This is a genomic window from Telluria sp. ZB4P36, assembly GCF_059685865.1.
Map to the genome: position 1 here is coordinate 1 of NZ_JCASIE010000005.1, position 12,795 is coordinate 12,795.

Here is a 12,795-nt window from a genome sequence, read left to right on the forward strand (position 1 = left end):
CGACAGCGGCGCCATTCCCGCATCGGCTTTGTTCCGCCAGCGTTGTTCGCCGAATCCTTCAGCGAACAGCCGCAGGCGGCTTAAGACATGCGTGTCCGTTATTGACAGTACACCTCAATTGTTGCGGCATCACGCTTGACATGTATCCTTGCTGATTTTTAGCTTGTTTGAAGCCCTATTTGCCAGATACTAGACGAGCGATGCTGAGTGTACGACCGGCGTTGGCTGCAGGCAAGCGAGGACTCGCGTATTAGGCGCTAACTTGGGTGAAGTGCAGTCCGCAAAAACGTTAAAAAAGCTGTCGAAGCCAAAGAAAAAAGGGGAAGGTGCGAGATTTGTGGAACGATTTGCGAGAAAATTGTTTGATTTTATCAGCTGACTCATAATCCGATGATGCCGTGTTCGACTCACGGGTGGCCTACCAATTTCGTGCTGCACTGAGCAGCACGCATTTCACTGCCCGGCCAGCCAGGGCGAACCTCAATGCAGGAGACCGGTGCCGGCCACCGCGCAAAGACCCGCCTCAGCGCTGCTTCAACGGAAACGCCGCGCGCCTGAGCCATCCACGTTCGACGACGAAAGCCCATTCCCGCTCCGCCCGCATATCCTCCGCCGATCGAGCGAGCTGCCATCTCACCTCGGCCCGCCCCTGCAATTGCAGGACATCGCCGCTGTCGAAATCCACCATAACCAAAGCCGCACGGGGTTCCAGCAGCAGATTACCCAGGGTGTTGAAGTAGCGGTTCCCCGGATAATCGGGCACGGTCAGCACCCTGCCGTCCAGCCGCAGGAAGCCAGCCTCGCCCCCGCGATGAGAGATGTCGAGACCAGCTACCTGATGTTCTGGGGAGGGCCCACTGGACGTGGCCACGAACATGGTCTCGCAGGTAGCAATCAGTTTCACCGCCTCTTCGGGCAGGTCGGCACCGAAGCACTCGACCTGGCCCGGCCGCCGGTCCACGCGGCTGAGCTGGCGTACGTGGATGTATTTCGGACAGTTGCCAAAGGACTGATGCACATCCACCAGCAGGCCACCGCCATCCGCATGCGCGATCCTGCCGTTCTCCCTGTTGCGCCGGCGCGTGCCCAGGTCGATGCCGAGGATGCCAACACCGGCACCCGGGCTGCCGAGATACTCCGCAGCCGGATCGTCCCGGTCAGGCAGGGCGGCAATGTGGAGCTGACCGGGCTCGGGAGAAGATACGAAACCAGGTTCCCCATGCAGCAGCGTTGCGATCGGCCATCCGCTCGCATCGGCCACTGCCACGCAGACGAAGGGCAGCAGGGGAAAGAACTGGCGGTGCTGCTCCGGCATCTGGCTGCGGATCGGCGCACCCGCCGGCCCACCGCCTGCCAGTTGCTGGGCACGCAGTTCGCCGGCGTGGAAGGGCTCGGGAATGCGGTGGTCGTTCACTGCTCAATCCTCCGGCATCGGGACGAAATGCGGCAGGGCCTGGATGCGCGCGATCCAGTGGCCGACCTGGGGGTAGGGATCCAGCGCGATGCCGCCCTCCGGCGCATGGGCGATGTAGGCATAGCAGGCGATGTCCGCCAAGGTCGGCCTTGCGGCGGCCAGGAAGTCCTGCTGCGCGAGGCTGTCTTCCATAAAGGCCAGCACGCGTTCCGCCAGCGAGCGCATGAGCTCCGGCGGCATCCCGGTGGAACCCCAGCGCGCCGATATCCGCGCGCTGGCCGGGCCGAAGGCGATCTCGCCGGCCGCCAGCGACAGCCAGCGCTGTACCTGCGCCGCTTCGACAGCACCGTCCGGTAGCCATCCGCTGTCCGGGGCGTAGCGCTTGGCCAGGTAGACGAGGATGGCGTTGCTGTCGGCAAGCACGAGATCGCCGTCCTGCAGGACAGGAATCTGGCCCAGCGGATTGATCCGGCGGAATTCGGGGCTCTGGCGTACCGAGGCGGGGGCGTCGATACGGCGGAAGGGCAGTTGCAACAGATGAAGGAACAACTCCACGCGATGGGTATGACCGGAAAGCGCCACACCATAGACGGTAAGGGAAGGTGGGTTCATGTCTGCCAGGAAGTGATTGATCGGAGCTTTATCCTAGTCACCAGACCGGTATTGCGGAATGGGGCATAATCGCAATTCAGTCTTTCACTTGGCGCAATAACGATGGACCGTCTCGATGAACTGCAGGTTTTCCTGGCCATTCTCGACGCCGGCAGCATGGCCGCGGCGGCGCAAAAGCTGCACCGCTCGCCTTCCGCCGTCACGCGACTCCTGGCGACGCTCGAGAAGCGTGCCGGCGTGCGGCTGTTCGAGCGTAGTACGCGCCGTCTGACGGCAACTAGCGAGGGGCATCGCCTGGCCGAGCTGGCGCGCCGCCTGCTGGCCGACTACGACACGGCGATCCGCGAAAACCATGGCGCTTCACCGCGCGGCATGCTGCGCTTGACGGCGCCGACCGTCTTCGGACGTCGGCACATGGCGCCCGTCGTCACCAAGTTCTTGATGCGCTATCCCGACATCCAGGTCGAGCTCATCCTTAATGACCGCAACATGGACCTGATCGACAACGGCATCGATCTGGCCTTGCGCATCGGCGTGCTCGACAACTCCGGTTTCGTTGCACGCAAGCTGGGCATGGTGCGGCGCATGACGGTGGCCAGCCCCGTCTACCTCCAGCGCCATGGAGAACCAGCGAGGCCCGAGGACTTGGCGCAGCACCAGCTTATCCTGGGGACTGCCGTGCGTGGACTGGCTGAATGGCGTTACCAGGCCGAGGGGCGCGAACAGATCGTCCGCTTCACCCCGCGCCTGCAGGTGAACGATGTCGAAGGCGTGCTGAACGCGGCACGCGAAGGCTTCGGCATCGTGCGTGCCCTGTCCTATCAGGCGGCGCCCGATGTGCTGGCCGGGACCTTGGTGCCGATCCTTTGCGCGTATGAGCCGGACCCGATGCCGGTACAGCTGGTCTTCCCGAGCGCGCGGCACATGGCGTCGCGGGTGCGCGCCTTCGTGGATTTTGCAGTGGAAGAGTTCGGGCAGCTGAAGCTGATCCAGTGAGCCGGCTCAGCGATGTGCGACGGCGCCTTGTTGTCCGCTGCCCGCTTTCCGGCTCTTCAGCCAATCCCGTCCGCCGGCATTCAGCGCCTTGGTGATGACGTCCGGCGGCAGGCTGTAGACCGTCGCCCAGGTGGCGCGCCCATCCACGCTATTGGATGGAAAGCTCTCGGTCTCGATCGGCCAGTGGTACTTGCGCTTGAGTGCGCGGACGATGGCGGCGAGGGTGATGCGGCCGCGCATCGGTTCGGCGCCAGTCTGGTCTTCGTTCGACAGCAACACGGCGAGCACGGCGCCGCGGGCGGTTTGCGGTCCGGGGAAAATGGGGTTCTTTTTGGGCATGCGAGGATTGTAGCCCGGGCTCAGGGCAGCAGATGCAGGCTGCCGTCCTTCCTGAGCTCGTAACTCGCCAGGTCACGCGCCAGGGCCAACTGGCCAGAGTAATGCGCGCGTGCCTCGCGCTCGATGTCGTCCAGCGTCAGCGCACCCTCCCGATCTTGGTAGCGCGGGCTGAAGTGGGTCAGGATGAGGTTTGGCACTTTGACGCGCTCCGCCACGCGCGCCACCATCGCGGCCGAGCTGTGCTGCGGCCCCGGTCCCACCTTGTGCAGGATCGCTTCGGTATAGGTGGCCTCATGCACCAGCAGGTCGGCGGTCGCGGCGTCAAAGGCCAGCAGCTCAGGCGTATCGTTGTCGCCCGCAATGATCACCTTGCGCGACCTGCGCGGCGGCAGCAGGAACTCCTCGGCCACCACGGCGCGGCCATCGTCCAGCACGACGTTGCGCCCCTGCTGGATCTCGCCCCATGCCGGCCCCGACGGAATACCGCCGGCTTTCAGTTTGTCGATATCGAGTTTGCGTTCGACCGCCGCCTCGGTGAAGCTGAAAGCATGCGATTCGATCCGGTGCGACAGCCGTGTTGCGCGCACCCGCAGGTCGGGCAGGATGTCCGTGTGCCCCAGTTCCTCGGTCGTGATCCATTCGATGGGGTAGGGTAGCGACAGCTGGGTCGCTTCCATGATGCACTCGATCATCCCGCGCAGCGGCGGCGGGCCGACGATGGCCATCGGCGCGCTGCGATTGAGCATGCCCGCGCTGGCGAGCAGGCCGGGCAGGCCGTAGCAGTGGTCGCCATGCAGGTGGGTGATGAAGATCGCGCGCAGGCTCATCGGCGACAGGCTGGTGCGCAGCAGCCGGTATTGCGTGCCTTCCGCGCAATCGACCAGCGACCAATGTTTGGCGCCGCGCGTGCGGATCGCGATGGCGGTCATGTTGCGCGACCTGGTCGGCGTGCCGGATGAGGTTCCGAGAAACTGGATTTCCATGGCCCCATTATCCGCAATTGCGCGCAGCGCCGCCGTTCAGCCGAACACCAGCGAGCGGTGGGCGCCGAGGCCGGCCATCGCACCGTCGGCCACGGCGATGGCGACGTTGCCGGCCGCACGCGTCGCATCGCCGCCTGCGAACACGCCCGGCACGGTGGTCTGCTTGCCCATGTCGGTGCGGATGAAGGGGCCGAGCGGGCCGTCGTCGAAGGCGCAGCCGAGGCGCTCGGCAATGGGGCTGCTCATGTGGATGCGGCCGTAGGTGAACAGGCCCGCATGCGGCCGGCGGCGGCCGTCCGCCAGCACGACCGTGGCGGCATCCTCGATGCGCAGGATGGGCGTGTCGTCGATCGCGATGACACCGCGTTTCTCCATGGCGGCGCGCTGCTCCTCGTCCGGGGTGTAGCGGCCGTCCGTAAACAGCATCACCTTGCCCCAGTCGGGCAGCAGCATCGCCTGGTGGAAGGCCATCTCGCCGCTGGCGATGATGCCGATCGCACCCTGCTGCAGTTCGTAGCCGTGGCAGTAGGGGCAGTGGAAGACGCTGCGGCCCCAGCGCTCGGCAAGGCCCTCGACCGGCGGCAGTTCGTCGCGCACGCCGGTGGCCAGTACCAGGCGGCGGCCCTGCACCGGCGCGGCGCCGTCGAGCTCGACGACAAAGCCCTCGCCCTCGGCGCGCGCCTCGAGGGCGCTGCCATCAATCCACTGGACGTTGGGATAGGCGGCCACATCCGCGCGGCCGGCTTGCGCAATGGCGGCCGCCATCTGGCCGTCGCGGCCGAGGAAGCCGTGCGATTCGCCGGCGAAGCGGTTGCGGCGCTGGCCCGCGTCGACCACCAGCACCTGGCGCCGCGCTCTAGCCAGTTGCAGGGCGGCGGACAGGCCGGCGTAGCTGCCGCCGATGACGATGGCATCAAACTGGGTCGTGCTCATGGTGGAACCTCCCGTGGGGATGGGTGCGCTTGTATTCATCGAAGCGCCGGTTGAAGTCGCCCGACAGGTCGGCCAGGGTGACGTGGCCGAGCTGGCGGATCAGGAGGGCTTCGGCCTCGTCGAAGGCGCTGCCCAATGCGGCGTTGACGACCTGTTCGACCAGGCAACTGGTTTTTTCGCTGCGGTTGCCCATTGCGAAGAAGGGCGGGGCGCCGACGGCGTCGTAGATGTCGCGCAGCGTCACCTTGGCCAGGTCGCAAGTCAGGCTCCAGCCGCCGCCGTGGCCGCGGTTCGAGCTGATGTAGCCGCGCTCGCGCAGGCCGGCCAGCACGCGCCGCACCAGCACCGGGTTGGTGTCGAGGAAGCGGGCCATCTCTTCCGAGGTCATGGGGCGGTCGCTGTGGGCCAGGTGCAGGAGCACGTGGAGGACCGAGGATAGTTTGCTGTCGCGTCTCATGTAACTAATGATAGTACAAAATAGGCGGCAGTGCAGCGCTCGAGCCAGGATTCAATTTTTCGCGGGACGGTCGAGGCGCAGGGTCGGCAGGAAGCGCCACAGGTAGAGGCTGACGCAGGCGCCGGTCAGGGCCAGCAGGGCAGGGATGGCAATGCCGTCGAAGCGCCGCATCGCCATTAGCAGCGAGCCCCACAACATCACCGTCGCGACGATCTTCGCCTTCAACGGGATGCCGCGGCCGGCTTCGAAATTGCGCAGGTATTCGCCGAACACGCGGTGCGAGAGCAGCCAGCGGTGCAGGCGATCGGAGCCGCGCGCGAAGCACCAGGAGGCCAGCAGCAGGAAGGGTGTGGTCGGCAGCAGGGGCAGGAAGATGCCAAGTATGCCCAGCAGCACGGCCAGCGCCCCCGCCAGGTTGTAGAACGGTTTCATGCGCTCACTCTAGCATGTGGTCTGGTTTCTGCTTATTGTTGCTCGATGGCACCAATTCCGTCAAATTAAGGCCCCCAATAAGTTCCGCATGGCAACGTTATGTATAATGGGTGCGTACACGATGGGCGCGATCCACAATTTTGCTGGCGCGAGCATGACGCCCGGCTTCGCCTCTTTCTGCCTTTTACCGGTTGCCGCAAAGCTCGTCGTCCATGCCTCCGTCCATCACGATCTCCTCGACCAGCAAGCCCGCGGCGCGTACGCGCCTGGCGAATTTTTTCCATCCCCGCGTGCTGCGCGACCTGGCCATCTACCTGACCTTCATGCTGCCCATCGTCTGGGGACTGGTGGCCGTGGAGCAGTCGCGCTTCGCCGCGATCGCCCAGGCCGGCAGCAAGCGCGACCTGCGCAACTATGCCCACGTCTTCACCGAGGAAGTGCGCGCCACGGTCGGCATCGTCGACCTGTCGCTGCTCCAGCTGCGCAGCACCTGGCAGCGCGACCGCGCCAGCTTTCCGCAGGCCGTCGGCGAGCACGCGCGCTACCTGCGTCACCGGGTGCCGATCATGGTCACCGTGCTCGACGTGAAGGGCAGGGTGGCCTACACCAATGCGGGCCCCTCGCACACCGGGCTGGACCTGGGCACCGCCGCCGGCTACCAGGCCCACCTCGGGATCAGCGACGACCGCATCTACGTCAGCCGTCCGGTGGTCTGCCCGCTCACGAATGCCTGGGCCGTCCAGTTCAGCCGCTCGATCCGCGATGCCAAAGGGCGCCTGCAGGGCGTCATGATGGCCACCGTCTCGCCCGAGTATTTCGTGCGCTTCTACGATGACATCGACCTCGGCCGCAACGCCTCGGTCTCGCTGATGCGCAGCGACGGCGCCGTCATCGCGCGCAGCACCCGCGGCAGCACCAGTCACGGCATGGGCCGGGTGCTGAAGGACAATCCGCATTCGCCGAGCAGCCCGGTGACCGGCAGCTTCCGCCGCGTCGGCCAGATCGACGGCATCGAGCGCTTCTATGCGTATCACAGGATTCCCGAATACGGCATGGTGGTGACGGTGGGCGAAGCCGTGCTCGATGCCGAGGAGCGGTTCTCGCAGCAGCACGACGCGCTGACCTGGGTCGGGGGCGCCGTGTCCTTCGTGCTGACCCTGCTGGGCTGGGCCGCGCTGGGCGCCACCGACCGCCGCCGCCGTGCGCTCAAGGCGCTGGCGGCCGCCGAGGCGCGCTGGAAGCTGGCCCTCACCGCCACCGGCGACGGCGTCTGGGACTGCGACGTCGTCACCGGCCTGGCCACGCTGTCGGCGCGCGCCCAGATGATCCTCGATACCGAGCGTCCGGTGATCTCGTGGTACGGCAGCGCCCTCGATGCCATCGTCCATCCCGAAGATCTGCCGCAGCTGCGCACCCTGCTGCGTGGTCACCTGTCCGGGCGCACCCAGGACTTCGCGGCCGAGTTCCGCGTGCGCATGCGCAACGGCGACTGGAGCTGGATCGACGCGCGCGGCACCAGCAGCGAGCGCGACGAACTGGGCATGCCCTCGCGCATGGTCGGCACCTTCTCCAACATCGATGCGCGCAAGCACGAGGAAGCGCGCATGCGCCGCATGGCGCACGAGGACGCGCTCACCGGCCTGCCGAATCGCGTGCTGCTGGGCGACCGCCTGCGCCAGGCGATCCGCACCGCCAGCCGCGACGGCCACAAGGTGGCGGTGGTCTACTTCGACCTCGACAAGTTCAAGCCGGTCAACGACACCTACGGCCACGCCGTCGGCGACCGCCTGCTGCAGCTGGTGGCGCGCCGCCTGCGCGCAGGGCTGCGCGAGACCGACACGCTGGCGCGCATCGGCGGCGACGAATTCGTGGTGCTGCTGCCGCGCTGCGACGAGCTGGCCGATGCCGCCAGGGTGGCGGAGAACATCCTGTACCAGCTGAACCAGCCCTTCGAGGCCAAGGAAGACGGGCTGGTGCTGCACATCTCGGGCAGCCTGGGCATCGCCTTGTTCCCGGACGACGGCATGGATGCCGAAGCCCTGCTGCGCGCGGCCGACCTGGCCATGTACGATGCCAAGTCGCATGGGCGCAACCGCGTGTCGGGTGCGCACCGTATCGAGCCAGCGCTGATCAGCCAGGCCTGAGCCGGCCCGGCACTCAGTGCACCGGCCCCACCTGCGCCGCTGTCATATGCCGCGGTAGATAGATCGTCACCGTCGTTCCCTTGCCGGGCTGGCTGGACAGGCGGATGTCGCCGCCGCTCTGGCGTGCGAAGCCGTGCGCCATCGACAGGCCGAGGCCGGTGCCCTTGCCCTCGGGCTTGGTGGTGAAGAAGGGTTCGAAGGCGCGCTCGATCACGTCCTGCGGCATGCCGTGGCCGGTGTCGGCGACCGCCACCGTGACGTAGTCGCCCGGCGCCAGCAGCGCGTCGTTCTCCACATGCACGTTGCTCAGTTCCAGCACGATGCGGCCGTTGCCCTCCATCGCGTCGCGTGCGTTGATCACCAGGTTGAGCAGCACGTTCTCGAGCTGGTTCGGGTCCACCAGGACCGGCCAGGGCTCGGGCGGGACGCGTTTTTCCAGCGTAATCTGGTCGCCCGCGGCGCGCAGCACCAGGCTGTCCATGCGTTCCAGCAACTGGTCGACCTGGACCTCGAGCGGGTGCAGCGGCTGGCGCCGCGCGAAGGCGAGCAGCTGGCCGGCCAGTTTCGATCCGCGCTCGACCGCGTCGAGAATGCTGAGCAGGCGCTTGCGGTGGCTGTTGTCGGCGCGCAGGATCAGCTGCACGTTGGCGCTGATGATGTGCAGGATGTTGTTGAAGTCGTGCGCCACTCCGCCGGTCAGCTTGCCCACCGCCTCCAGCTTCTGGGCCCGCGCCAGCGCCTGGCGCGCATCGTCCAGGCCCTGCTGGCGCTGCTGCTCGCGCGCCTCCGCCTCCTTGCGCTGGCGGATGTCGCGCACGAAGGCGGTGGCGCCAAAGCCCTCGGCGGTGGTGAGCTGCGCGACCGTGACCTCGGCCGGGATGCGGCGGCCCTCGTGGTCGAGCACCAGCAGTTCGGTCGGGGCGCCCAGCATGGCGCAGCCGCCGCCGCGCGCGTAGTGCGCGAAGCCGGCGCCGAAGGCGGCGCGGCGTTCTTCCGGCAGCAGCTCGCGGACGTCGCGGCCGAGGGCCTGGGCGGCGCTCCAGCCGAACAGGCGGCTGGCCTGGGCGTTCCAGTCGGTGATGCGCCCCGCCGCATCGACCGCCACGAAGGCGTCGGGTGCGTTTTCGAGGATCACCTGGATCCGTTTCTGCTCGCTGGCCACCTGGTCGTGCGACTGGCGCAGTTCCAGCGTCATGCCCTGGGCTAGCTGCAGCGCGCGGCGCCGTTCGCTGGCCAGCAGCCACACCACGAGGCTGAGCAGGAAGCCCAGGCCGATGCCGGTGAGCGCCACCAGGCGCGGACGCGTGGTGTCGAGGCTGTCCTCGAGGGCGGCGCTGGAGCGCATGGTGATGGTCCAGGTGCGCCCGCCGGGAACGATCTGGGCGCTGGCGCGCAGGCGCGCCTTGTGGGCCGAGGCATTGGGCGAGCGGTACAGCAGGGTCGCGCCGCCGGCCGGCTCGCCGTCGTGGATCTCGATGTCGAGGTCGGTCGAGTGGGCGCCGCCCAGCCCCCGCATCAGGTCGTGCATGCGGAAGGGGGCGTAGACCCAGCCGACGATGGCCTTGCGGCGCTGCTCGACGGTGCCGGCCAACTGGCCGGCGCGGTACACCGGCAGGTACATCAGGGTGCCGGCCTGGGAGGCGCCGGCGCCCGCATGGTTCACGCCCTCCTGGACCAGCACCACCTTGCCGCTCAGGGCCGCCAGGCCGCTGTCGCGCGCGCGCTCCATCGCGGCGCGGCGCACCGGCTCGCTGTACATGTCGAAGCCGAAGGCGCGCAGGTTGCGGCCGCCGAAGGGCTCGATGTGGGTGATCGAGGTATACATGTCGCGCGGCCCGTCCGGATGCACCGCATAGTCGGGATGGCCCTGGCGCCGTATGGCCGCCTGGTGCGCCGCGAGCCGCTCCGGCGGGATGATGGTGGCGATGCCGAGCGCCTCCATGCCGGGGAAGGACTGGTCGAGCCGCTGCAGGCCGTAGTACTCGGCCCAGGCGCTGCGATCGAGCTCGACGGAGCCGCGCAGGTAGCCGCGCGCGCCGCGCAGCACCTGTTCGTAGACCGCCATGCGGCGGCCGATGCTGAACACCATGTCGCGGGTGCGGTAGTCGAAGGTCCTGAGCAGCTGGGCCTCGGCGGTGAGCCTGGCGCTGGTCCAGGCGCTGAAGGTCACCAGCGCGGTCACCAGGAACACCAGCATCGCCAGCAGCAGCGGTGCATGCCCGCCACCGGGCAGGGGAATGCGGCTGGGCTGGGCGGGTGGCGGGGACTGCGGCATATTGTCGGTACGCGCGGAGCGGCGCCGTCGGGCTGGTTGATCGGAAACGCGCGGAAGCAGGTAGGATACGCATCCTTGCTGTGTTGGGGCGCACGCCTCCATGCACGTCGAGCAATGATATTATCGCTTAAAATTGACTCAATGCAACATTCCCATATCTTGCTGCGGCGCCACTGGCCGCTCGCGCTTCTCGCTGCCGGGCTGCTGCTCGGCTTGTTATGGGGCATGCTGGCGCCGCTGCGTGGCGCCAGCCACGAGCTGCTGCTGGAAGTGCGGCCCGGCCCGGACGCGCCGAGGGCGGTGCGCCTGACCCTGGGCGTGCAGGACGTGCTGCTGCTGCGTAACGCCGGCGCGGCGCCGCTGGTCTTCGGACCGGTGCAGCTGGCGCCGGGCGGCGAATTCCGCCTGCCGGTCGAGGAGGCCGGCGAGCAGGATATCCCGTGCCCGGCGCTGCCGGGCGGGGTGCTGCGGGTGCGGGTGGTGCCGATGCCGGACCCCGGCCTGGAGCGGCTGCGCTGGCGGCTGGGCAACTTCGCGCACGCGATCCGGACCATGCCCGTGCAAGGCCCGGACTAGGGCCCGGAGCGCGGCCCGGAACGGCCCGCGGGCCCTCCCAATCGTGCTCCCGTTTTGACTGCGATTCTGTCATGATGGGCATCATGTCCACGATTTCCATGCCCTTGTTCCCGCTCAGTACGGTGTTGTTTCCGGACGGGGTGCTGCCGCTGCAGGTGTTCGAGGCCCGCTACCTCGACATGGTCAGCCGCTGCCTCACCGACGACGCGCCGTTCGGGGTGGTGCTGCTCACGCAGGGGCATGAGGTGCGCCGGCCGGACGCCGATCCCGAGCGCTTCGCCGCCGCCGGCACCATCGCGTCCGTGACCGAACTCACCACCTCCACGCCCGGCGTGCTGCAGGTGCTCTGCCGCGGCGGCTCGCGCTTCACGGTGATCACCGCCGAACAGCGCCTCAACGGGCTGTGGATGGCCGAGGCCGAACTGGTCGAGGACGACCACGAGGTGCACGTGCCGTCCGAACTGCAGGGCGCGTCCGACGCGCTCGACCGCGTGCTGTCCTCGCTGCACGACGTACCGCGCCACCGCTGGCCGGTGCAGCCGCCGTTCCGCCTCGACGACTGCGGCTGGGTGGCGAACCGCTGGTGCGAACTGCTGCCGCTGCCCAACCAGCAGAAGCACCACATGCTCATGCTCGACAACCCCGTGATCCGCCTGGAACTGCTGCACGACGTCCTCGACGAACACGGCCTGATTACCAGCTGAATGGGCCGGCATGAAATTCTCGGACGACCTCCTGATCGCGTACATCAACGGTGAGTTGGCCGAGCCGGCCCGCGCCGCGGTCGAACGCGCCATGCGCGCCGATCCGATCCTGTCCGCCCGTGTCGCCCAGCACCGCAGGGAAAGCAACGCCGGCCGCTCGCACATCTTCAGCGTGTCGAACGGCCATGGCGGCGGCCACCAGCAGCGTCCGCTGCCATCCGGCGGGGCCAAGGTGGTCCACCTCGACGCCATCCGCCCGGGACGCGGCGCCCCGCCGCCGCCCCAGCCGGCCAGGCCGGACTGGACGCCGCGCCACTGGCTGGCGCTGGGCGTCGCGCTGGCGGTCGGCGCCGTCGGCGGCGCCCTCGGCTGGCAGCAGCTGCGCCCCGATCCGGGCCTGGCGGTCATCGAAGCCAGCAATGGCGCCCTGGTGGCGCGCGGCCGCCTGGTCGAAGCCCTCGGCGGCCAGCTCGCCAGCCCCGGCCCCTCCGAGACCGGGGTGCGCATCGGCGTCACCTTCGTGTCGAAGGACGGCAGCTATTGCCGCAGCTTCGTGGTCGACACCACGGCCGGCCTGGCCTGCCGCGGCGGCGGGCGCTGGACCATCCCGGTGCTGGCCCAGCCGCAGGCGGGCACGGCCTGGCTCGACGGCGCCAGCCTGCCGCCCTCGGTGCAGGCCGCCATCGACGCCCGCATCGTCGGCGCCACCCTCGATCCGGCGGCGGAACGGGCGGCCCAGCAGCGTGGCTGGACGCCGTAAAACAGCTCTAAAACAGGCTCTTATATACAGAGGGGTGGATTTGAGGTATCGTGTAGCCCGCTAAAGTGCCTCTACGTCCGCCTTGCCGTGCCCTTGTCGGGTTGCGGCGCCTTCGCGGCAAATGCGGTCCGGTCACCGGCCGCCGTCCCATCTGGAAGCTACCCGCGCAG

At 68.0% G+C, this 12,795-nt stretch carries 13 protein-coding genes; 5 read left to right on the plus strand and 8 right to left on the minus strand.

Features of this window, described 5'->3' with window-relative positions; genetic code table 11:
- Window positions 1-523: 523 nt before the first annotated feature.
- Both AC56LK_RS09335 and AC56LK_RS09340 read right to left on the minus strand, forming a co-directional pair.
- Window positions 524-1,414, minus strand: coding sequence for a pyridoxamine 5'-phosphate oxidase family protein (locus tag AC56LK_RS09335; RefSeq protein WP_497184278.1), 891 nt, complete (start codon window positions 1,412-1,414; stop codon window positions 524-526).
- 3 nt (window positions 1,415-1,417) lie between these two features.
- Window positions 1,418-2,026 carry a glutathione S-transferase family protein gene (locus tag AC56LK_RS09340; protein WP_497184279.1) on the minus strand — a complete coding sequence of 203 codons (609 nt, stop codon included), beginning with the start codon at window positions 2,024-2,026 and terminating at the stop codon, window positions 1,418-1,420.
- 102 nt (window positions 2,027-2,128) lie between these two features.
- Between AC56LK_RS09340 and AC56LK_RS09345 the strand changes: the two genes are divergently transcribed.
- Window positions 2,129-3,022, plus strand: coding sequence for a LysR family transcriptional regulator (locus tag AC56LK_RS09345; protein ID WP_497184280.1), 894 nt, complete (start codon window positions 2,129-2,131; stop codon window positions 3,020-3,022).
- Between the two features lie 6 nt (window positions 3,023-3,028).
- Here the strand turns inward: AC56LK_RS09345 and AC56LK_RS09350 are convergent, their stop codons facing one another.
- From AC56LK_RS09350 to AC56LK_RS09370, 5 genes are read right to left on the minus strand one after another with little or no spacing between them, the layout of a single operon-like run.
- The gene (locus AC56LK_RS09350) at window positions 3,029-3,361 is read right to left on the minus strand and encodes a hypothetical protein (RefSeq protein WP_497184281.1); all 333 of its coding nucleotides are present in this window, start codon (window positions 3,359-3,361) and stop codon (window positions 3,029-3,031) included.
- Window positions 3,362-3,381: 20 nt separating this feature from the next.
- Entirely contained in the window at window positions 3,382-4,344 is a 963-nt protein-coding gene (locus AC56LK_RS09355; RefSeq protein WP_497184282.1) for an MBL fold metallo-hydrolase, read from the minus strand.
- A 36-nt stretch (window positions 4,345-4,380) separates the two neighbouring features.
- Complete coding sequence (locus tag AC56LK_RS09360) at window positions 4,381-5,277, minus strand: NAD(P)/FAD-dependent oxidoreductase (protein ID WP_497184283.1); 897 nt, start codon at window positions 5,275-5,277, stop codon at window positions 4,381-4,383.
- Entirely contained in the window at window positions 5,258-5,734 is a 477-nt protein-coding gene (locus AC56LK_RS09365; protein ID WP_497184284.1) for an RrF2 family transcriptional regulator, read from the minus strand. The genes AC56LK_RS09360 and AC56LK_RS09365 overlap by 20 nt, the downstream gene beginning before the upstream one ends.
- Before the next feature lie 51 nt (window positions 5,735-5,785).
- Window positions 5,786-6,166 (minus strand): YbaN family protein, encoded by a 381-nt coding sequence (locus AC56LK_RS09370; protein ID WP_497184285.1) that lies wholly within the window; start codon window positions 6,164-6,166, stop codon window positions 5,786-5,788.
- 212 nt (window positions 6,167-6,378) lie between these two features.
- Between AC56LK_RS09370 and AC56LK_RS09375 the strand changes: the two genes are divergently transcribed.
- On the plus strand, window positions 6,379-8,310 hold the full coding sequence (locus AC56LK_RS09375; protein WP_497184286.1) for a bifunctional diguanylate cyclase/phosphodiesterase: 1,932 nt from the start codon (window positions 6,379-6,381) through the stop codon (window positions 8,308-8,310).
- Window positions 8,311-8,323: 13 nt separating this feature from the next.
- Here the strand turns inward: AC56LK_RS09375 and AC56LK_RS09380 are convergent, their stop codons facing one another.
- Window positions 8,324-10,585: a CHASE domain-containing protein gene (locus tag AC56LK_RS09380; RefSeq protein ID WP_497184287.1), complete on the minus strand. Its 2,262-nt coding sequence runs from the start codon at window positions 10,583-10,585 to the stop codon at window positions 8,324-8,326.
- A 141-nt stretch (window positions 10,586-10,726) separates the two neighbouring features.
- On the opposite strand from AC56LK_RS09380, the gene AC56LK_RS09385 reads away from it, so the two are divergent.
- The 3 genes from AC56LK_RS09385 to AC56LK_RS09395 all read left to right on the plus strand — a co-directional run bounded on the left by AC56LK_RS09385 (window position 10,727) and on the right by AC56LK_RS09395 (window position 12,625).
- Window positions 10,727-11,161, plus strand: coding sequence for a hypothetical protein (locus tag AC56LK_RS09385; RefSeq protein ID WP_497184288.1), 435 nt, complete (start codon window positions 10,727-10,729; stop codon window positions 11,159-11,161).
- An 83-nt stretch (window positions 11,162-11,244) separates the two neighbouring features.
- Window positions 11,245-11,865 carry an LON peptidase substrate-binding domain-containing protein gene (locus AC56LK_RS09390; protein WP_497184289.1) on the plus strand — a complete coding sequence of 207 codons (621 nt, stop codon included), beginning with the start codon at window positions 11,245-11,247 and terminating at the stop codon, window positions 11,863-11,865.
- Window positions 11,866-11,875: 10 nt separating this feature from the next.
- The gene (locus AC56LK_RS09395; RefSeq protein ID WP_497184290.1) at window positions 11,876-12,625 is read left to right on the plus strand and encodes an anti-sigma factor family protein; all 750 of its coding nucleotides are present in this window, start codon (window positions 11,876-11,878) and stop codon (window positions 12,623-12,625) included.
- Window positions 12,626-12,795 lie beyond the last annotated feature (170 nt).

Excerpts from the sequence above, each read along its gene's own strand:
- AC56LK_RS09340 (WP_497184279.1), bottom strand. The coding sequence starts at position 2,026 with ATGAACCCACCTTCCCTTACCGTCTATGGTGTGGCGCTTTCCGGTCAT.
- AC56LK_RS09345 (WP_497184280.1), top strand. The coding sequence starts at position 2,129 with ATGGACCGTCTCGATGAACTGCAGGTTTTCCTGGCCATTCTCGACGCC.
- AC56LK_RS09350 (WP_497184281.1), bottom strand. The coding sequence starts at position 3,361 with ATGCCCAAAAAGAACCCCATTTTCCCCGGACCGCAAACCGCCCGCGGC.
- AC56LK_RS09355 (WP_497184282.1), bottom strand. The coding sequence starts at position 4,344 with ATGGAAATCCAGTTTCTCGGAACCTCATCCGGCACGCCGACCAGGTCG.
- AC56LK_RS09360 (WP_497184283.1), bottom strand. The coding sequence starts at position 5,277 with ATGAGCACGACCCAGTTTGATGCCATCGTCATCGGCGGCAGCTACGCC.
- AC56LK_RS09365 (WP_497184284.1), bottom strand. The coding sequence starts at position 5,734 with ATGAGACGCGACAGCAAACTATCCTCGGTCCTCCACGTGCTCCTGCAC.
- AC56LK_RS09370 (WP_497184285.1), bottom strand. The coding sequence starts at position 6,166 with ATGAAACCGTTCTACAACCTGGCGGGGGCGCTGGCCGTGCTGCTGGGC.
- AC56LK_RS09375 (WP_497184286.1), top strand. The coding sequence starts at position 6,379 with ATGCCTCCGTCCATCACGATCTCCTCGACCAGCAAGCCCGCGGCGCGT.
- AC56LK_RS09380 (WP_497184287.1), bottom strand. The coding sequence starts at position 10,585 with ATGCCGCAGTCCCCGCCACCCGCCCAGCCCAGCCGCATTCCCCTGCCC.
- AC56LK_RS09385 (WP_497184288.1), top strand. The coding sequence starts at position 10,727 with ATGCAACATTCCCATATCTTGCTGCGGCGCCACTGGCCGCTCGCGCTT.
- AC56LK_RS09390 (WP_497184289.1), top strand. The coding sequence starts at position 11,245 with ATGTCCACGATTTCCATGCCCTTGTTCCCGCTCAGTACGGTGTTGTTT.
- AC56LK_RS09395 (WP_497184290.1), top strand. The coding sequence starts at position 11,876 with ATGAAATTCTCGGACGACCTCCTGATCGCGTACATCAACGGTGAGTTG.